General features: G+C 61.4%; 21 protein-coding genes. 7 read left to right on the forward strand and 14 right to left on the reverse strand.

Annotated features, from left to right (window positions below; translation table 11 throughout):
- Positions 1-16 precede the first annotated feature (16 nt).
- Entirely contained in the window at positions 17-940 is a 924-nt protein-coding gene (locus ACIOU9_RS07535) for an aminoglycoside phosphotransferase family protein (RefSeq protein ID WP_402696437.1), read from the reverse strand.
- 63 nt (positions 941-1003) lie between these two features.
- Between ACIOU9_RS07535 and ACIOU9_RS07540 the strand changes: the two genes are divergently transcribed.
- Complete coding sequence (locus ACIOU9_RS07540; protein ID WP_332727279.1) at positions 1004-1477, forward strand: DUF664 domain-containing protein; 474 nt, start codon at positions 1004-1006, stop codon at positions 1475-1477.
- Positions 1478-1503: 26 nt separating this feature from the next.
- Here the strand turns inward: ACIOU9_RS07540 and ACIOU9_RS07545 are convergent, their stop codons facing one another.
- From ACIOU9_RS07545 to ACIOU9_RS07555, 3 genes are all read right to left on the reverse strand, one after another.
- Positions 1504-1677: a hypothetical protein gene (locus ACIOU9_RS07545; RefSeq protein WP_166650654.1), complete on the reverse strand. Its 174-nt coding sequence runs from the start codon at positions 1675-1677 to the stop codon at positions 1504-1506.
- 119 nt (positions 1678-1796) lie between these two features.
- Complete coding sequence (locus ACIOU9_RS07550; protein WP_402696440.1) at positions 1797-2336, reverse strand: GNAT family N-acetyltransferase; 540 nt, start codon at positions 2334-2336, stop codon at positions 1797-1799.
- An 89-nt stretch (positions 2337-2425) separates the two neighbouring features.
- A complete protein-coding gene (locus tag ACIOU9_RS07555) occupies positions 2426-3001 on the reverse strand; it encodes a cysteine hydrolase family protein (protein ID WP_402696441.1) in 576 nt (191 codons plus the stop codon).
- Positions 3002-3071: 70 nt separating this feature from the next.
- Between ACIOU9_RS07555 and ACIOU9_RS07560 the strand changes: the two genes are divergently transcribed.
- Complete coding sequence (locus tag ACIOU9_RS07560; protein ID WP_332594774.1) at positions 3072-4019, forward strand: helix-turn-helix domain-containing protein; 948 nt, start codon at positions 3072-3074, stop codon at positions 4017-4019.
- Here ACIOU9_RS07560 and ACIOU9_RS07565 read toward each other — a convergent pair.
- From ACIOU9_RS07565 to ACIOU9_RS07590, 6 genes are all read right to left on the reverse strand, one after another.
- Entirely contained in the window at positions 3973-4515 is a 543-nt protein-coding gene (locus tag ACIOU9_RS07565) for a GrpB family protein (RefSeq protein ID WP_402696444.1), read from the reverse strand. The two genes, ACIOU9_RS07560 and ACIOU9_RS07565, sit on opposite strands and share 47 nt — an antisense overlap.
- Before the next feature lie 63 nt (positions 4516-4578).
- Positions 4579-5511, reverse strand: coding sequence for a hypothetical protein (locus ACIOU9_RS07570; protein ID WP_402696446.1), 933 nt, complete (start codon positions 5509-5511; stop codon positions 4579-4581).
- Positions 5512-5653: 142 nt separating this feature from the next.
- Positions 5654-7162: an Asp-tRNA(Asn)/Glu-tRNA(Gln) amidotransferase subunit GatB gene (gatB, locus tag ACIOU9_RS07575; protein ID WP_402696447.1), complete on the reverse strand. Its 1509-nt coding sequence runs from the start codon at positions 7160-7162 to the stop codon at positions 5654-5656.
- A 5-nt stretch (positions 7163-7167) separates the two neighbouring features.
- Entirely contained in the window at positions 7168-8706 is a 1539-nt protein-coding gene (gene gatA, locus ACIOU9_RS07580; protein WP_402696449.1) for an Asp-tRNA(Asn)/Glu-tRNA(Gln) amidotransferase subunit GatA, read from the reverse strand.
- A 5-nt stretch (positions 8707-8711) separates the two neighbouring features.
- Complete coding sequence (gene gatC / locus ACIOU9_RS07585) at positions 8712-9008, reverse strand: Asp-tRNA(Asn)/Glu-tRNA(Gln) amidotransferase subunit GatC (protein WP_038989805.1); 297 nt, start codon at positions 9006-9008, stop codon at positions 8712-8714.
- Between the two features lie 84 nt (positions 9009-9092).
- Positions 9093-9644: a maltokinase N-terminal cap-like domain-containing protein gene (locus ACIOU9_RS07590; RefSeq protein WP_133833017.1), complete on the reverse strand. Its 552-nt coding sequence runs from the start codon at positions 9642-9644 to the stop codon at positions 9093-9095.
- Between the two features lie 85 nt (positions 9645-9729).
- Between ACIOU9_RS07590 and ACIOU9_RS07595 the strand changes: the two genes are divergently transcribed.
- A complete protein-coding gene (locus ACIOU9_RS07595; protein ID WP_166650655.1) occupies positions 9730-10329 on the forward strand; it encodes a GNAT family N-acetyltransferase in 600 nt (199 codons plus the stop codon).
- A 16-nt stretch (positions 10330-10345) separates the two neighbouring features.
- Here ACIOU9_RS07595 and ACIOU9_RS07600 read toward each other — a convergent pair whose 3' ends face one another.
- Both ACIOU9_RS07600 and ACIOU9_RS07605 read right to left on the reverse strand, forming a co-directional pair.
- Complete coding sequence (locus ACIOU9_RS07600) at positions 10346-12259, reverse strand: penicillin-binding transpeptidase domain-containing protein (protein WP_133833019.1); 1914 nt, start codon at positions 12257-12259, stop codon at positions 10346-10348.
- 63 nt (positions 12260-12322) lie between these two features.
- Complete coding sequence (locus tag ACIOU9_RS07605) at positions 12323-12883, reverse strand: GNAT family N-acetyltransferase (protein WP_133833020.1); 561 nt, start codon at positions 12881-12883, stop codon at positions 12323-12325.
- A 192-nt stretch (positions 12884-13075) separates the two neighbouring features.
- Here ACIOU9_RS07605 and ACIOU9_RS07610 point away from each other — a divergent pair, with 192 nt between their 5' ends.
- From ACIOU9_RS07610 to ACIOU9_RS07620, 3 genes are all read left to right on the forward strand, one after another.
- Entirely contained in the window at positions 13076-14206 is a 1131-nt protein-coding gene (locus ACIOU9_RS07610; protein ID WP_166650656.1) for an ROK family transcriptional regulator, read from the forward strand.
- A 69-nt stretch (positions 14207-14275) separates the two neighbouring features.
- Entirely contained in the window at positions 14276-15082 is an 807-nt protein-coding gene (locus ACIOU9_RS07615) for a glucosamine-6-phosphate deaminase (protein WP_402696649.1), read from the forward strand.
- 28 nt (positions 15083-15110) lie between these two features.
- Positions 15111-15560 (forward strand): SRPBCC family protein, encoded by a 450-nt coding sequence (locus tag ACIOU9_RS07620; protein ID WP_133833022.1) that lies wholly within the window; start codon positions 15111-15113, stop codon positions 15558-15560.
- Between the two features lie 9 nt (positions 15561-15569).
- On the opposite strand, the gene ACIOU9_RS07625 is transcribed toward ACIOU9_RS07620, so the two are convergent.
- On the reverse strand, positions 15570-15842 hold the full coding sequence (locus ACIOU9_RS07625) for a hypothetical protein (RefSeq protein ID WP_402696452.1): 273 nt from the start codon (positions 15840-15842) through the stop codon (positions 15570-15572).
- Positions 15843-15999: 157 nt separating this feature from the next.
- Between ACIOU9_RS07625 and ACIOU9_RS07630 the strand changes: the two genes are divergently transcribed.
- Positions 16000-16557, forward strand: coding sequence for a hypothetical protein (locus ACIOU9_RS07630; protein WP_133833024.1), 558 nt, complete (start codon positions 16000-16002; stop codon positions 16555-16557).
- Here the strand turns inward: ACIOU9_RS07630 and ACIOU9_RS07635 are convergent.
- Entirely contained in the window at positions 16554-17342 is a 789-nt protein-coding gene (locus ACIOU9_RS07635; protein ID WP_332594782.1) for an inositol monophosphatase family protein, read from the reverse strand. The genes ACIOU9_RS07630 and ACIOU9_RS07635 overlap by 4 nt on opposite strands.
- Positions 17343-17349: the final 7 nt, after the last annotated feature.

Consider the following 17349-nt stretch of genomic DNA (forward strand, 5'->3'; position numbering starts at 1 on the left):
GCCGGCCGGTTGCTGCTCATTTCCGGCACTGGCCGCCGGCGAGCAGCAGTTGCAGTGTCTGGCGCCCGATGCGGCCCAGCGGATCCTCCTCGGTAAGCGTTGCGGTAAGCATGGCGTAGCGCAGCGCCCATCCCCTGGACCGCTGCCACAGGTCGCTGCCCGGTTGGGCGCCGTAGCCTTCGAAAGCCGAGGCGGTGGCTTCGGCGCTGAAGTGCATCCACAGCATGCCCAGATCCGAGGCCGGGTCCCCGGCACACAAATCCCCGAAATCGATCAGCGCCGCTAGCTGGCAGCGGCCGTGCTGCTCAGTGATGACCGTATTATGCGGATGCGGATCACCGTGCAACCACAGCGGTGCCTTATCATGCGGCGCGGCGGACAGTGCTTGGGACCAGAGTACCTGCGCCGGACCTTGCAGCGGGGAGTCCAGCGCCGCAATCTGGCCGCGGGTTTTCGCATCGAGTGCGGCCAGCCCCACGCCCCGGAATTCGCTGCTGGGCGCCGCGGCTCCGGCAGGCTGGTGCAGCCGGTACAAGTACTGCGCGAATTCTCCGGCGTAGCCATCGCGCCTGCGGCGGTCCACCGTCGCGGCGCTGCGACCCGGGACATAGGGGCAAATGGAGAACGTGAAGGGGTACTGCGGTGCGGGCCGTCCAACGAAGACCGGCATGGCGATGGGCAGGCCGGTCTCGGCGGCCAATTGAGGCAGCCAACGCCGTTCCTTGAGTCCAATGGCCTCGCCTAGTTCCCGGCGAGGCAGGCGCACCACCAGCTCAGCACCCAGCCGGTACACCTCGTTATCCCACCCGGTAGCCAGATAGGCAATGTCCTGGTTCGCCCAGTTCGGCGCCTGGCTAGCCAGCAGGTGCCTGACCAGCTCCGCGTTAATTTCAACTTCGGCTGGCGGCATTCCCTTATCCGTGGAGACAGAAGAAGTCATTGCTCAATGCTAGTGCACCCCGCATGGCTCACCCTGCCGCGCGAATCGTTCTAGAATCGGTGCATGGACTCCCCTGCACCCGGCGAGCAGATCCTCGCCACGCTCCTGCTGGAGAAATTCGACCAGCTTACCGAAACCTTGGCGAGCATTCCGCAGGAACAGGCCAATAGCGTCCTGCCCGTTCACGGCAGCAATTCGCCGGTGCAGCTGGTGCTGCATTGCTGCGGGATGATGCGCCGCTGGTCTTCCACGGTCAATCTCGGCATCGAGGTCCCCCGCGATCGGGCCGCCGAGTTCACCGCGGTGATGGACAAGGAGACTGCCCTGCAACTGGCGCATGAGGCCAGGAAGGCGTTCGCCAACGACCTGGCGTTCACTGCCATGCATGATGCTCCCGTTGCGGCCCCGCCAGGCAGGGAGGGCGAATACTGGATGTCCACCTGCCAGGGCGTGCTGCTGCATGTGCTCGAAGAGCTCTGCCAGCACTTGGGGCATCTGGAAATCACCCGGGATCACTTGGCCAAAGACGCGTCGTGAAAGGCATCCGGCAGGTCACAGCTGGCCTACCCATGGCCTTTCCCGGGGCCTGAAGAGCGTCCGCGCGCAGAGCCGTCCCAAACGAGCAAGGCTCCTGCAGCAGGCAAGAACAAGAGAGCTGGAAGCCACTGGAATGCCATCAATGCCACCATGGCGGCCAGCAGCATGGCCAGCGCCGCGATTCTGGGCCATGCAGCCATGGCTACCCTCCTAGAAGCCTTCTACCGCTCAGCGGTAGTTGATTTGGTGTGAAACCCTAGCAGGATCAGTGCGCAGTTGCCAGAGGCGCCAAATCAAATGCCGCAGGACCGCGCGCCGCTCACAGGTCCAGATCTTCCCAATCGAAGCGGGTAGCGGTCCCGGATTCCCAATCCTGGCGCAGGATCGCGTAGGCAACCGAGGCGAGATGGCGCCCGTCGCCGGTGGGCCACGCCATCCGGTAATGCGCCTCCTTGAGGAAACCGGCGCGAAGAAAAGTCTTGCGCATCGCGATGTTGTCTTCCCTGGTTTGGCCTTCGAAGCGCAAGGTGCCGGGGAAATCAGTGAACACCTTGGCGGTCAATTCCCTCAGTACGAGGGTACCCAGGCCTGATCCCCGGTGCTTTTCCGCCAAGCGCAGGTCAAGCATGGGAGTGTCGTCTTCCAGATCTTCGAGTACTGCCATTCCCAAGCATTCTCCCTCGCCAATAATCCAGAATCCTTGGCGCTCGCTGTTCCAATATCTTCCGCTATCGACTAGTCGTCTCAGCTCCGGCTCTGTCCAGTTCCGACGGACATGGAATGGGAAGCTGTTGCTTGATAGAAAAGCGGCGATGGCACGGCTGTCTTCCGGTGCCATTGCTGTGAACGAGATATTCATGGGGCCAGCCTATAGAAGACATGCCGGATCCAGTCAGCGTAAACATGAATCCGGTGGCGACAGCACCCGGCCGAATATCTGCTTCCATGTCAGGCCGCTTTCAATGAATCCAGAATCTCTTGCGTCGAAACCACCAGCGCAAAGCCGTCTCCGTGAAGATTGGTCGCCGTAACCTGCATCAGAGTGGCTGCCGGTATTACCGTGCCGTCAGGTCCTGCCAGATCAAAAGTTCGTGTGGCATCGAGAGGCACAATGACGTCAAATCCCAGATTTCCGCCCATCCGGGCGGTGGTTTCTACACACAAGTTGGTTTGGATTCCGCAAACCACGATCTTTTTGATCTGATTGGACCTCAGCCACTGGCCCAAATCCGGGGAGCCATAAAATGATGAGTTCACTGACTTGGTTACGAACAGATCAGGGGTGACCGCTTGCACCGATTCGTGAAGATTATTGCCGGGACTTTCCACGAACAAGGGCGAGTCCGAATTTCGGCTATCGTGCCTGACGATCACTATCGGCATGTTCTTTTGGGACCACTCCGAGAGAAGCCGATCAACGTTGTTCTCGCATTGCGGGTAGTTGGTTGTCGGGCCCCATGAGGTGTCGTAGAAACCCTGCTGCATGTCAACCACGATCAATGCGGTCTTTGTACTTGTCATCATGCTTCTACTTCATCAGGGATAGAGCTACCCAACCAGTGGCATAAATGACATGGTTCGATAAGATTGCGCCATGACCATTGTGGGGATTCTAGTTGGGCCGGGCCGTCGAGCATTTGATATCGAAGTTGCACGTGAGGTGTACGACGACCGAACCGACCGTGGTCTCCCCCGGCCCGCAGTTCGAATCCTCGCAGCAACCACGGTCACCGCTCTTGACCCGGTTCGCTCAATACGGCGCACACATCCGCTTGCTTCGGTGGAGGAACTCGACATGATGGTGGTTCCAGGAAGCGAGAATCCGCTCGCAGAACCTCACCCGCAGGAAGTGGCAGCAGTTGCACGAGCTGCTTCCTCCGGGGTCCTTGTCGCCTCATTGTGTACCGGCGCATTCACACTCGCCGCTGCAGGACTGCTCGATGGGCGAAGCGCGACGACCCACTGGCGTTTTGCCAATGAACTTGCAAGGCGTTATCCAGAGGTCAACGTCAAGTCGAGGGATTTGTATTGTGGCGAGGACAAAGTATGGACTTCGGCTGGAGTCACCGCAGGAGTTGATCTATTACTCCATCTAGTACGTCTGGACTGGGGAACCAGCGCTGCAGAAACTATCGCGAAGGCCATGGTCACCCCTGTTTTCAGACCGGGAACCCAAGCGCAATACGCGGATACCAGCATCCCTGGGAATTCATCGCCGTCAGTTGAACAACTGCATCTGGCAGTCAGCCAAGATCTTCAACGGCATTGGAACGTCCAAGAACTAGCAGCGGTCTGCGCAATGTCACCACGGACTTTTCACCGGTGGTTCTCAGACGCGGTCGGGACAACACCTATTGCATGGCTCAATGATCTTCGAGTCAGCGAGGCCCAACGCCTACTGGAACAAAGCGACCTGTCGGTTGGCGCCGTTGCCCGTCAGGTTGGCTTTGCTTCTGATGATCTGCTGCGCAAGCATTTCTCGTCGCGATTGGGGATCACGCCGACTGGCCATGCAGCGGCTTTCCGTCGACAACGTCCTTGATGAATTGCGCCTTGCCTCGCGCATAAGCGATCCTGTCATCCCCGACCCTCGTGGCCAAGTCCTGTTTCAGCTCGGCATATGCGGTAGCAACATTGGCGTCTTCCCTCAGTCGATCGCGGAACACCAGATGCTCGCGTTCCCAGACCGAACCGAGTTGGCACACGTGAACATGCACTGTTCGGGGCTCTCCCGCGGGCGGACGAAAGAAGAGATGGCCGGTCTCCCGTTGCCGCAGCACTAGCCCCAGCGCTTCGAGGCCGCTGCGGTACGCGGACTCTTCTGAAATATCCGGAACAGCTATTTGGAGGTCGAGAACTGGTTTGGCGATGAGGCCCGGAACTGCTGTCGACCCGATATGCTCTGCAGATGCCGCGTCAGGACCAATGGCGGCCTTGATGCGCAGCATCCAATCAGCGGCCTGGACGGCCCACGACGGATCATGCTCGACAAGATGGACAGGTTCACCACCGGGCTTATCGAACCATTCGCTATTCATCTATCCAGTATGTCTCGATGCCGGAAGCCGGAAGGTGCAATTCCAGGCAGGTTCCACTTCGCCCTATCCAGCCGGCTGGCCGTTTTCACCCAGCACCGCTTCCCCGTCGGTATGCAGCGGGTTTTTCATCGTCGGCATCCACGCGCAGCGCGTCTGCATGCCCGACTCCGCTTGCCCATCCCTGACCAGCACCGTGCCCAGCATCCACTGCCCGTCGTCGGTGACTTCCTCCATGGCTTCCGGTCCGGCCAGGTAGCCCATCATTTCTTGATCGTCCAGAGGCATCTCGCTCTTGGCGTTCGGGGCAGAATAGACGGGGATCGACACGGAAATGGTGTCGCCCTTTGCCTCCGGGTGGCAGTATCCACCGTCGCCTCCAAGAGCGTCCGTGCGCACGAGGTAGTACTGGTCATCGCCGGAATACTGTTTTACGCCTACCGTTCGAACCTGTTCCAGCGGGCCATTTTCCGCGCAGGCAGTATTCTGGAAATCGCTGCGCAGGTACTCAGTGACCTTGACGCCCTGCGTGGCTGGCACCACGCTCGCAACGGTGGATCCGCAATTATGCGAATAAGCGATCTCGCCGGGAACCTGGACTGGCCCCTCCTCCGTCGCAACCCAGGCAACGAAGTGCTCCCAATAGGCATTGCCGGACGTGCTGATGAACGATGCGACGGCATCGTCTACGCCGTCGCCGTCCAGATCCGCGTAGACGATCTTGCCCAGCTCATAGCTGTTGAATTCATCGCTGGCTTTCGAATTCTCAAGACGGATCTTCGAGGGTTTGCCATCGAGCGCCATCGGATCCATCCAGGTTGCGTTTCCAAGATCCGCATCTCGCAGGGATTCGATCCCAGGTTCTTCCTTGCTCGGCGAAGGAACTGCCGTTGGCGTTGAGGATTCCAGGTCCGGCTCTGGTTCGCTGCACCCAGTGAGCAGCAGCCCAACCGCGGCCACCGTGCTGAAAATTCTTGCTCCACGAGATGCATCGATCATGTTCAGATGATAACTGAATATAAAAACGACTCATAAAAACTTGTGCCATCAAGACCGCTTGCGCGTAATGCTTGATAAAAAACGCCAGCCTCGGACTTCACGCTTGGAAGTCCGAGGCTGGCGCCAGGGCTGGAGTCCGGGACTAGAGTCCCAGCTTCTCCATCACGATTTCGCGCACGCGGCCGGCGTCGGCCTGTCCGCGGGTGGCCTTCATGACAGGGCCCATCAGCGCACCGATGGCCTGCATCTTGCCGCCCTTGATCTTCTCGACCACATCAGGCATGGCAGCCATGGCATCATCCACGGCCTTGCCCAAGGCATCATCGTCATTCACAACAGCCAAGCTGCGCTTCTCGACGATTTCGCTTGGGGTGCCTTCGCCGGCGATGGCGAATTCCAGCACCTGGCGGGCGATCTTGTCGTTGATCTTTTTCGCCTCGATCAGCGAGTTCAGCTCAACGATGGTCGCAGCGCTCACGCCCAGATCGGCGATGTCCTTGTCCGCGGCCTTGGCCAGGCGGGCGATCTCGCCCATCCACCACTTGCGGGCCACAGCGGCGCTGGCGCCAGCGGCAATGGTCTGCTCGATCTCGTCGAGCACACCGGCGTTGACCACGTCGCGGAATTCCTTGTCCGCGTAGCCCCACTCGGCCTTCAGGCGCTTGCGGCGCTCGGCTGGCGGTTCCGGCAGGCGGCCGCGCAGCTCTTCGACCCATTCGGCGGTGGTGACGATAGGCACCAGATCCGGCTCCGGGAAGTAGCGGTAGTCATCGGCATCCGACTTCGGGCGGCCCGAGGTGGTCGAACGGGTGTCCTCATGCCAGTGGCGGGTTTCCTGGACGATCTTCGCACCGGAGTCCAGCACCGCGGCGTGGCGCTCGATCTCGAAGTGCACGGCGTGCTCCACGGTGCGCAAGCTATTCACGTTCTTGGTTTCGGTACGGGTGCCGAACTTCTGGGCGCCCTTGGGCATCAGCGAGACGTTGGCATCGCAACGCACGTTGCCGCGTTCCATCTTGGCATCCGAAACGCCCAGGTTCTTCACGATTTCGCGCACGGCGGCCACGTAGGCCTTGGCCAACTCGGGAGCGCGCTTGCCGGCACCCGTGATTGGCTTGGTCACGATCTCCACCAGCGGAACGCCAGCACGGTTGTAGTCAACCAGCGAGTAGTCCGCACCCTGGATGCGTCCGGCAGCGCCACCCATGTGGGTCAGCTTGCCGGCATCTTCTTCCATGTGGGCGCGTTCGATCTCGACGCGGAAGACTTCGCCGTCTTCCAGCTCGATGTCCAGGTAGCCGTCGAAGGCAATTGGATCATCGTACTGGGAGGTCTGGAAGTTCTTCGGGGTATCCGGGTAGAAGTAGTTCTTGCGGGCGAAGCCGCACTTCTGCGCGATCTGGCAGTTCAGTGCCAGGCCGATCAGGATGGAGTACTCCACGGCGGTCTTGTTGACCACCGGCAGCACGCCGGGCAGGCCCAGGTCTACCGGGGTGACGTTGGTGTTCGGGGCATCGCCAAAAGCGTTCGGCGCGTCGGAGAACATCTTGGTCTTGGTGTTCAGCTCGACGTGGACCTCGAAGCCCAGGACCGGGTCGTAGCGATCCAGTGCCTCGTCGAAGTCGACCAGTTCATCGGTGTAGTTGCTCATGGTGCCTAGGCCTCCTGCGCGATCGAAGCGGTGTCAATGGCTGGTGCCTGCGAGATCAGCGAGTGGCCCCACTGCTTCTCGAGCAGGGTTTCCAGTGCTGCGCCGGCACGGTACAAGCGGGCATCCTCGTAGGCCGGGGCCAGGAACTGGATGCCTACCGGCAGGTTCTCGGACAGGCCGCCCGGGACGGTGATGCCCGGAACGCCAGCGAGGTTGGCCGGGATGGTGGCCACGTCGTTGAGGTACATGGCCAGCGGGTCGTTGTCGTTCGCGCCCAGCTCGAAGGCGACGGTCGGCGCGGTGGGGGAAATCAGCACGTCGGCCTGCTCGAAAGCGGCCTCGAAGTCGCGCTGGATCAGCGTGCGGACCTTCTGCGCCGAGCCGTAGTAGGCGTCGTAGTAGCCGGCGGACAGGGCGTAGGTGCCCAGGATGATGCGGCGCTTGACCTCGTCGCCGAAGCCGGCGGCACGGGTGGAGCCCATGACGCGCTCGATGGTCATCGGGCCCTCTTCCGGAAGCACGCGGTGGCCGTAGCGCACACCATCGAACTTGGCCAGGTTGGAGGAAACTTCCGACGGCATGATCAGGTAGTAGGCGCCCAGCGCGTACTTGAAGTTCGGGCAGGAAACCTCGACGATTTCTGCACCGGCGGCCTTGAGCAGTTCCAGCGACTCGTTGAAGCGTGCCTGGACACCCTCCTGGTAGCCTTCGCCGGTCAGTTCCTTGATGACGCCAATGCGCAGGCCCTTGATATCCCCGGTGGCGCCGGATTCAGCGGCGGCAACCAGGCCTTCGAGCGGGTTGGGCAGCGAGGTGGAATCCTTGGGATCGTGCCCGCCGATCAGTTCCTGCAGGTAGGCCGAGTCCAGCACGGTACGGGAGACCGGGCCGATCTGGTCCAGCGAGGAGGCCATGGCGATCGCGCCGTAGCGCGAGACAGCACCGTAGGTCGGCTTCACGCCGACGGTACCGGTGACGGCGCCTGGCTGGCGGATGGAGCCGCCGGTGTCGGTGCCCAGTGCCAGCGGAGCTTCGAAGGAGGCCACGGCTGCGGCCGAGCCGCCGCCGGACCCGCCCGGAATGCGGTTCAGGTTCCACGGGTTGCGCGTCACGCCGTAGGCGGAGTGCTCGGTGGAGGAACCCATGGCGAATTCATCCAGGTTGGTCTTGCCCAGCATCGGCAGCTTGGCAGCGCGGATCTTCTCGATCACGGTCGCGTCGTAGGGGCTCATCCAGCCTTCGAGCATCTTCGATGCCGCGGTGGTCGGCTGGCCCTTGGTGACGATCAGGTCCTTGATCGCGATGGGCACGCCGGCCAGCGGGTGCAGGGCTTCGGCCTGCGCGCCGCCGGCGGCACGGATGGCGTCAACTTCGGCTGCGACGGCGAGCGCTTCTTCGGCGTTCACGTGCAGGAAGGCATTCAGTGCGCCGTCAACCTCGGCGATGCGGTCCAGGTGGGCCTGGACTGCTTGAACGGAGGTGGCTTCGCCGGCGCGCAGCTTGGCGGCCAGCTCGGTGGCGGAAAGCTTAATCAGTTCATTCACTTGGATTATTCACCATCCAGAATAGCCGGGACCTTGAAGCGGTCCGAGTCCGAATCAGGCGCGTTGAGCAGAACTTCTTCAATGCTCAGCGTCTGCCCCACCGTATCTTCGCGCAACACGTTGGTCAGCGGGATCGGGTGGCTGGTGGCTGGGACGTCGGAGGCGGCGACTTCGCTGACGGACGCGATGGCACCGACGATAGCGTCGAGTTCACCGGTCATTTTGTCCAGCTCTGCGTCGCTCATCTCGATGTGGGCAAGGTGTGCCAGATGCACAACGTCCTCACGGCTGATGGCAGACATGTATCTCCCTAGAATGGCGGTTGGGTTTCATAGACAAGTCTATCCCTTACGCGCCTGCCCCAATGCCTATATGCGGGGCATTAGTTATGCTGTGCGCAATACCAAACCGCTCAGGTCCTGGCCGAGGGCGTTCTCCCAGATCCCGATAACACCGGCTTCGGCGGGATCGCCGGCTACCGGTTTGCGGATGATCACCGCGTCTTTGCCCCGACTCTCGCCGCGGACCAGGATCCGCGGATCCGCGGTAAAGGACTCGGACCGGTGCTGCGGCGTGGCATTCCCGGCCAGCAGTTCACGTGCCTGGGCGATGAAAATGGGGTCGCCGGCGGCGTCATAGACAAAGCGGGTGCCCAGAATCGCGTGCTCGCTCGTTCCCAGGAGGTAGCGTTCCGCACCGTCAACCGGGGCATCCCGATAGGTCAGCGGAACGTGGTAAATCACGTCAGAGGTATCGCTGTGGTCAGCGTAGAAGCTCAGCTCGATACCGACTTCACCCTGCGGGTCTTCCAGACGGAATCCGCCAACACTTTCAAGTTTCGGCGCGCCCTGGCCGGTGTAGAACTCCTGCTTGGCCAACCAGGCTGCCACCAACTCGGTCTTAGTTGGAGACATGGTGGTGTTGTAGACGATTCCCATGAGCTTAGTCTGTCAATTGCTGGTATTAGGCACAAGTGTTAGCGCAACGGTTCTTTGGCCAGCCGATAGCTCCTACGATGGTTTCATGCACACACATGAGCCATGGGATGAAGTTCAGCAGGCGCAGCAGTACGGGCAGAACCTGCTGCGGGATGCCGCCATTGAACTGCGCGAGTCCGAGCACGAGGACTTCTCGGTCATGGCCGGGTGGTGGAACGATCCGGCCTGGGCGGTGCTCCAGCAACGAACCATCAAACCGCGTCCCGGGGCTCCGCTCGTGGAAATGTTCGCACAGTGGAGCGAGAACAAGCCCTCTTCCGGCGATGCCGGCTTCAGCATCTTCGAGCGCGGCAGCGGAACCTTCATCGGGCACATCACGCTGCATGGCGGCCAGTTGCCCCATCGCGCCGCTGAAATGGCGGTGATGATCGGCCCGGACTTCGTCGGCCAGGGTTTCGGCACCCGTGCCACCGCGTTGATGTCCGGCTATGGTTTCCGCGAGTTGGGACTGCACCGGATTAGCCTGTGCGTTGCCGCCTTCAACCAGCGGGCCATCCGGGCTTATGAGAAAGCCGGGTATACCCAGGAGGGGCGCCAACGCGAGGTGTACTTCCACAATGGCGTATTCCACGACCAGGTGCAGCTGAGCCTGCTCGCCGGCGAATACTTCGCCCAGCGGGGCTGAGCAGCACCCCGCGGTACTATTTGGCCGCTTCCTCCAGCATGGACTTCACCAGCGGTCCCGCCGTCTGGGCTCCGCCGTCTCCATCCTCGACGAACGCGGCAACCGCCAGATCGCCTTGGGCGGCGATGGCCCAGGCATGCGCGTTCTTTTCGCCGTCGTATTCGGCGGTGCCGCTCTTGCCGATGATCTTTCCGCTGCCTACTGCCTTCAGGTCCTCCAGGGTTCCGTGGTCCACGACCTCGGCCATCATGGTGGACAGCTGCCCTGCTTCCTCTTCGCTCAGCGTGGAAGCCGGCTTGGCAGGTGCCTGGGGTTCTGGCGCCAGGATCAGCTTGGGCTGCACTGTGGACTTCGCCTGGATCGATGCCATCACGGTGGCCATGCCCAGTGGCGATGCTTCCACCACGCCCTGGCCAATCATGTTCGCGGCCTGGGTGGTGCCTTCAGAATCTTCGGGCACCGAACCGAACACTGCGCCGGCACCGGTTCCGTCCTCTGCCAGCAAGCCGAGAGCAGCCGCGGCTTCAGCCAGGTTCTTGCCGCCAATTTCCGTTCCCTGATTCACAAAGACCGTGTTGCATGACTGCGCGATTGCTTCGGATAGCGGGATGGTGCCTACGGCGGCAGCAGGATAGCCGTCATAGTTCTTGAAGCTCTTGCCATCCACCACCGTGGTTGCCGGGCACTTGACCTCGGTGCCCGGTGTCGCTCCGTCACGCAGCATCGCCAAGGCGCTCACGACCTTGAAGGAAGAACCCGGTGCATAGGAAGCTTGCAAGGAGGTGTTCAGCCCGGAAGAAACCGGGCCCGAGGAGGCCGCGAGGACGCTGCCGTCAGAGGGCCGAATGACCACGATGGCAGAGTTCGATTCGGCTTCGGCCAGCAGTTCATCCGCGGTTTCCTGCAGTCCGGTGTCCAAAGTGGTCTTCAGGTCCTTGCCTGCTACCGGGGCTGCGGTGATCAGTTCCGCTACCGCTTCATCTTCAGCGTTGTACTGCGATACCGAGACTCCTGCAGTTCCCGCGAGGGTGTCATTGTAGGCGGCTTGCAATCCTGATTGGCCTACCTGGTCACCGGCCTTGACCTTGCCTTCAGACTTCTCGATATTCTCGGCGGTGGCCTTGCCAACGCTGCCTAGCAGCGGGCGGGCGAAGGAGCGAGTGGGTGCCAAGGGCAGCTCGTCGTTGTGGAAGCCGGCACCCGGAATGCCCTTGATTTCCTCGTCGGTGACTTCCCGCGTTGCGTCATCGCGCAAGACAATAGCTTCCACCCAGGCTTTGTCGCCAGCGGCCATCACTCGTTGCGCATAGGCCTGTTCATCGATGTCCACGAGCTTGGCCAGTTTCTTCGCCGAGCTTTCCCAGTTTTCTTTTCCGGTGTGGGTCTTATCCATGCCAACACGAATCACCGGCCGATTGGAGACAATGCTTTCGCCTTCAGCATCGGTGATGCTGCCTCGTGCTGCAGGGTCGAAGGCCGCTTTGAGGTAGTCGCCGGTTTCGAACTCAGGGGCAAGAATTGACGGGTCAAAGCGCAGTTTCCAGGAATCGGATTCCTTGTCGAATTCCCACACAGCCTGGGTGTCGTAGCTCAGATCCTTGTCCGACTTGTCGATATCCCATACCGTGGTGATGCTCGCGGTAGCTGTCTTGACCCCATCTTGCTCTTCTTCGTCTTCGGCCACCGAACGAACGGTGCTCGTGTGCTTGATTTCGCCCATGGCGCCAAAGGCAGTTTCCTGGGCTTTCGCTGCATCTTTCGGGCTGGTCCCAGCGAATTGCACTGAGCCGAAATCGCCGCTATTCATGGCGGATACCAGTGCATCGGCCGAAGGCGCCGGGTCTGGCGCGCCAGCGCTGCAGGCACTTAGTGCGCCCATGGCCAGGGACGCAACGGACAGGGCGGCAACACTTCGGCGAATAGCACTCATGGCGCCATTCTATTCACGCGCTCGGACAGACCACAACGTGTGTCCGCCGAAGTCATGGGCGGTTCACCTGGATCCAGGCTGAATCCTTCTTGGCTGCAGGCTATAGGCGTAGACAACCAATTCGATATCGGTGTTCGGCACAAACCAGTCGCGTTCGGGATAGTGGATGAATCCGAGGGATTCATACAGTCCCCGGGCAGAATCCCAGCTGCTGCCGGTAGTCAGGGAGACGGCATTGATTCCGGGAATGAGCCGGGCGCGCTCGATGGCGGCCTGCACCATGCTCCGGCCAACACCCCTGCGCTGCGCGGCCGGATCAACGCTGAGCATGCGGATTTCCAGCTCGTCCGCTCTGGCAATGTCCGCATAGTCGCTGCCCGCCCGGATCAAGGTCATGGAACCGATGATCTCTTCTTCCCGGCGCACCACGTAGATTTCGGTCTGGGCTGCACGCTCGGCCACCTTGCGCACGAAGTCCAGGTACTCGTTATCCGGGCTGTCGAAATGCCCAGCGGCAAAATAGGACTCTGCGGTCAGCTCCCCCACATGCTGGTAGTGCTCGGGAGCAGCCAGTTCAATCGACAAGTCGCCAATGCTGGTTGAAAAAGTTTGCGTGTCAGTCATGATGCTCCAAGTGTGCCACGAGCTCAGGGGGTTCCTGCACGTCACCGAGCCCAAGGCAAATGATGCTCTGGCTGAAATTTTTGCTGAGCAATTCTTCTCTGATCTGCAGTGATTCGCGGTGGGAAATAGCGCCTTGCGAATAACTGGGAGAAAAACTTGCCCGCAAGTTTGTTAATGGAGTTAACTAACCCTGTGACTTCCCCACGCAAGGACTGGAATGTGCTGTCGCACGGCAGCGCTATTTTGCCGTCCCATGGAAGGGAGCACAACCTCTCTCTGGTTCTGCAAACACTTTCGGACCAAGGCGCTTCGAGCCGTGCCGATCTGGCACGCGCTACCGGCCTGACACGTGTCACCGTCTCGGAACTGGTCGCGGAATTGATCAACCGCTCGCACGTCATTGAGACCGGGCAGCAAGAGCAAAAACGCCCCGGCAAGCCCTCCACCCTCGTCGATTTGAATCGCCCGGGGCTCAGGATCATCGGCGTGGACTTATCCGGCGTTGTCCCGTTCCGGGCGGCCATCATGGATCTGGATGGCGCCATCCTCAAGAGTTTTTCTGCCCAGGCACGTGAAGCAACCGGTGAGGCCGCGACGGTCCAGCTCCTGGAGCTGCTCGACACCGCACTAGCCGAATGCGACGCACCGGTTCTGGGCGTGGGCATTGGCTCGCCCGGCGTAGTGACCGATCGGGGAATTGTCCTCGCAGCCGAAAAGTTCGGTTGGCGCGACTACGACCTGCGATCTGCGGTCGAGCAGGCTACCGGCCTGGCCGCTCATGTCCTCAATGACGCCGACTGCGCCATCCTTTCCGAGCACACTTTCGGCCAAGGCAGCGACCACATGATCTTGCTGCGCCTGGGGCGCGGTGTAGGCTGCGGCGTCATCACCCACAACACCCTGGTGCGCGGCTCGGATTTCGCCGCCGGCGAGCTGGGCCATGTCCGCCAGCGTGCGCAGGACACTGTCTTATGCAGCTGCGGGCAAATCGGCTGCCTGGAAGCCTATGCTTCCGTTCCTGCAATCTGGAAGTCCCTGGCCGAGGGGGAACCAAAGGAACAGCTGGATCAGCGGATCGCCGCGTATCTTGCTGGCGCACTTGCCCCGCTTCTTTCGGTACTCGACATTCGCGATGTCATTTTCACCGGGACCCCGGAAGTCGTGGATCAGCCTCTCGCGCAAGCGCTACGCGAAGCACTGGCCCTGCGCTCGCATACGGCACGCGCCGAGAACTTCCGGCTTTCGCTGAGCGAAGATCCAGAGCATCTGGTGCTCCGAGGTTGCGCGGTCAACGTGCTATTCCATGAACTGGGGATCACCTAGCGGGGCCGCCCGGTTTCTCCATACCTGTATTCCACTAATCATCACTGCCAAGATCGGAGAGTGCCCACCATGCGAGTGCTCATTGGTTCATCCCCTGAAGAAGTTGCACGCATCGCTGCCGACAACGTGTTGGCCGGCCTGGCCCACCACAGCGCTGGAGCCCCCTCGAATTTGGGGCTTGCCACAGGTTCGTCTCCGTTGGGCCTGTACCGTGAACTTTCCCGTGCGGTCCAGGAAGGCCGTGCCGATTTCACCGATACCCAGGGTTTCGCCTTGGATGAGTACATCGGGATCCCGGACACCCACGAACAGTCCTACCGCCAGACGCTGATCAACGAGGTCTGCAATGTCATCGGCTTGCCTGCCCGCTGCCTGCATGTACCGCAGGGCATGGCCGCATCCGTGGAAGCCATCGAGACGGCGGCCCGGGCGTACGATGCCTCCATCGCCCAGGCCGGTGGCATCCACGTACAGATTCTGGGTATCGGATCCAATGGGCATCTGGGCTTCAACGAACCAGGCAGCGCGCTGCGAAGCCGCACCCGCATCAAGCGCCTCGCGGCCAATACCCGTGAAGACAACGCCCGGTTCTTCGACGGCATCGAGCACGTTCCCACCCACTGCGTCACCCAGGGACTAGGTACTATTCTTGACGCCAGCCGCTTGGTCCTGGTGGCTGTAGGCGCGGGCAAGGCCCGAGCCATTGCCGCTGCCGTAGAAGGGCCGCTGTCAGCTTCCTGCCCGGCATCCGTCCTGCAGCTGCACCAGGATGCCGTGGTAGTAGTTGATGAAGCGGCAGCCAAGGGGCTGAAACTGCGTGAATACTACGATGACGCGGCTGAGGAACTGACCGTCGTAGACCTCGTGGTCAGCTAAACCGCCCAGCCAATGGCATACTGAAGCCATGGCCGTCTACTTTGAATGCGTTACGCTTTGCGGTGCTTCACGTGCCGACCTCTTCGAGAAATCGCTCAGCATCGACGCGCACGCCGGTTCAATGGCCGATTCGCAGGAAAAGGCCGTGGCGGGGGTTACCAGCGGCACTATCGGATTAGGCGAGCAGGTCACCTGGCGTGCCAAGCATTTCGGCATCCCCTTCCGGATGACCTCGAGGATTTCCGACCTGGATGCCCCGCACACGTTCACCGACCAGCAGGAGCGAGGGCCTTTCAAGTCCTTCCACCACGTCCATGAATTCTACGAGTCGGACCAGGGGACGTTGATGGTGGACAAGATCCGCTTCAGCGCTCCATTGGGTCCCTTGGGCTGGCTAGCCGAGCGGCTCGTGCTTGGCTGGTACCTGCCCAAGCTCATCCGGATCCGCAACGACTACCTGGTCAACGCGCAAGGCTAATCCTGCTCGCTAGCGGTCCTGTGGCTCGATGACCACAGCCCACTGGCGCACCGCGCAGGAGTCGGATTCCCCGCATTCTCCGGTCAGCGGCTGCGCCTGGACTATGACGGCCATCGGGCTGGGCAATTCATTGGGAACCACCGGAGGCACATGGCTGAACGAACCGTCGGCGTTAACCGGGATCTTCAGATCCGGGCCTTGATCCGATATGGCTTCGCCCCGCTCCAAGATGACGGAGTACACGGTTGCAGTGCGGATTGGAAGTTGGATCCGAGGGCTCATCGCCGTCGGCCTGCGAGGGGAATTATTGACGGCTCCACGTGTACAGTGGATTAGTCGCCACGACGGCAGTAAACCGCTACCCCTATCAAGGCCAATGACCCCGATGCAGCAGACCTCGACAGCCAGCTCACCTCTTTCGGTGCGAAAAATCGCCTTAGTGGTTTCGCACGTGCTCTCCCCCATTATCCTGGCCACCGTGTTGCTGTTGGCAACGCCATGGCGGGATTCCTCAGTGCGCTGGACCGAGTCGATTGTTGCCGCCTTGTTCACCACGATTATTCCGTGGCTGATCCTGGCCGGGGCGAAACTGCGCGGCAAGGTCACCGATATGCACGTGACCGTACGGCGTCAGCGGCATGGGATCTATGCCTATACCGCAGGATTGATCCTGTGCGGCCTGCTCGTGCTGCGGGTCATGGATGCCGGTTCCGGGATCTTCCTCGAAGTGCTCAGCATCCTGCTTGGATTGGCGCTTGTTGCCGTGATCAATTTGTGGTGGAAGGTCTCGGTGCACCTGGCTGTGGGCACCTACGTTGTTTTGCAGGTGGCGGGACAGCAGGCCGAGCTGATGCCGCTAGTGGTGTTCTTCCTTGCGGTGCTTTCCTGGGCCCGGATCCGCAGCTGCCAGCACACCGCCACACAGGTGTGCGGCGGTGTAGCTGTGGGCATCGCCATCCATTACGCGCATCAGTGGATAGCAGCTTTGCTTCCCTAGGCGCTAGGCTCCGCGAGCTTGGCTGGATCCACCAATCCGGCGTACTGCCAGCCCGGGTTGCTGCTGGGCCTGCCTACCTGGCATCCGGCTTCCTCTGCAATCAGCGCGCCGGCAGCCCAGTCATACTCCTGGGTGCCATATTCGGCGTAGGCGTCCAAAGACCCCTCGGCCACCAGGCACAGGTCCAGCGCGGCCGAGCCGAGTCGGCGCACATTGACGTAGTCCTGGAGCATCTGCCCGAGCACTTGGGCTTGGAACTGGCGGCGCTGGGAATCATAGCCGAAGCCAGTTGCCAGGATCCTGGTCTCGGATTCGGCCGGCCCGGTGAGCTGTGTGAGCTTCCCGGATCGCAGATCAAGCTTCCATGCACCCAATCCCTTTCCGGCGAAGTATTCCACCTGCAATGCAGGGGCGACGATGGCCGCGGCTACCCAGGTCTCGCTGCCATCCTCGTTGCGTTGGCAGACGCCCACCGAGGAGCAGTAATAGGCGATGTTGCGCACGAAGTTCGTGGTGCCATCCAGCGGATCAATGCTCCAGCGCAAGCCGCTCGGGTTCGCAGGCTTGGCACTTGGATATTCCTCGCCGGTCAATTCGTCGTTGGGCCGGGAGGTCAGGATGGCCGCGCGAATTGCTTCCTCGGCGGCACGGTCGAAGTCGGTCACCCAGTCCCCGGCCGCCGATTTGTCGGTGAGGTTGAACTGCGATTCATCGCGGCGGTTGAGTACTTCGGCGCCGGCGGCGGCGGCCCGGCGGGCAACCATTACCAGCGGATCATGAGTCACTGCGCGG

The organism is Glutamicibacter sp. NPDC087583 (assembly GCF_044743685.1).
GTDB lineage: Bacteria > Actinomycetota > Actinomycetes > Actinomycetales > Micrococcaceae > Glutamicibacter.

Excerpts from the sequence above, each read along its gene's own strand:
- ACIOU9_RS07535 (WP_402696437.1), bottom strand. The coding sequence starts at position 940 with ATGACTTCTTCTGTCTCCACGGATAAGGGAATGCCGCCAGCCGAAGTT.
- ACIOU9_RS07540 (WP_332727279.1), top strand. The coding sequence starts at position 1,004 with ATGGACTCCCCTGCACCCGGCGAGCAGATCCTCGCCACGCTCCTGCTG.
- ACIOU9_RS07545 (WP_166650654.1), bottom strand. The coding sequence starts at position 1,677 with ATGGCTGCATGGCCCAGAATCGCGGCGCTGGCCATGCTGCTGGCCGCC.
- ACIOU9_RS07550 (WP_402696440.1), bottom strand. The coding sequence starts at position 2,336 with ATGAATATCTCGTTCACAGCAATGGCACCGGAAGACAGCCGTGCCATC.
- ACIOU9_RS07555 (WP_402696441.1), bottom strand. The coding sequence starts at position 3,001 with ATGATGACAAGTACAAAGACCGCATTGATCGTGGTTGACATGCAGCAG.
- ACIOU9_RS07560 (WP_332594774.1), top strand. The coding sequence starts at position 3,072 with ATGACCATTGTGGGGATTCTAGTTGGGCCGGGCCGTCGAGCATTTGAT.
- ACIOU9_RS07565 (WP_402696444.1), bottom strand. The coding sequence starts at position 4,515 with ATGAATAGCGAATGGTTCGATAAGCCCGGTGGTGAACCTGTCCATCTT.
- ACIOU9_RS07570 (WP_402696446.1), bottom strand. The coding sequence starts at position 5,511 with ATGATCGATGCATCTCGTGGAGCAAGAATTTTCAGCACGGTGGCCGCG.
- gatB (WP_402696447.1), bottom strand. The coding sequence starts at position 7,162 with ATGAGCAACTACACCGATGAACTGGTCGACTTCGACGAGGCACTGGAT.
- gatC (WP_038989805.1), bottom strand. The coding sequence starts at position 9,008 with ATGTCTGCCATCAGCCGTGAGGACGTTGTGCATCTGGCACACCTTGCC.
- ACIOU9_RS07590 (WP_133833017.1), bottom strand. The coding sequence starts at position 9,644 with ATGGGAATCGTCTACAACACCACCATGTCTCCAACTAAGACCGAGTTG.
- ACIOU9_RS07595 (WP_166650655.1), top strand. The coding sequence starts at position 9,730 with ATGCACACACATGAGCCATGGGATGAAGTTCAGCAGGCGCAGCAGTAC.
- ACIOU9_RS07600 (WP_133833019.1), bottom strand. The coding sequence starts at position 12,259 with ATGAGTGCTATTCGCCGAAGTGTTGCCGCCCTGTCCGTTGCGTCCCTG.
- ACIOU9_RS07605 (WP_133833020.1), bottom strand. The coding sequence starts at position 12,883 with ATGACTGACACGCAAACTTTTTCAACCAGCATTGGCGACTTGTCGATT.
- ACIOU9_RS07615 (WP_402696649.1), top strand. The coding sequence starts at position 14,276 with ATGCGAGTGCTCATTGGTTCATCCCCTGAAGAAGTTGCACGCATCGCT.
- ACIOU9_RS07620 (WP_133833022.1), top strand. The coding sequence starts at position 15,111 with ATGGCCGTCTACTTTGAATGCGTTACGCTTTGCGGTGCTTCACGTGCC.
- ACIOU9_RS07625 (WP_402696452.1), bottom strand. The coding sequence starts at position 15,842 with ATGAGCCCTCGGATCCAACTTCCAATCCGCACTGCAACCGTGTACTCC.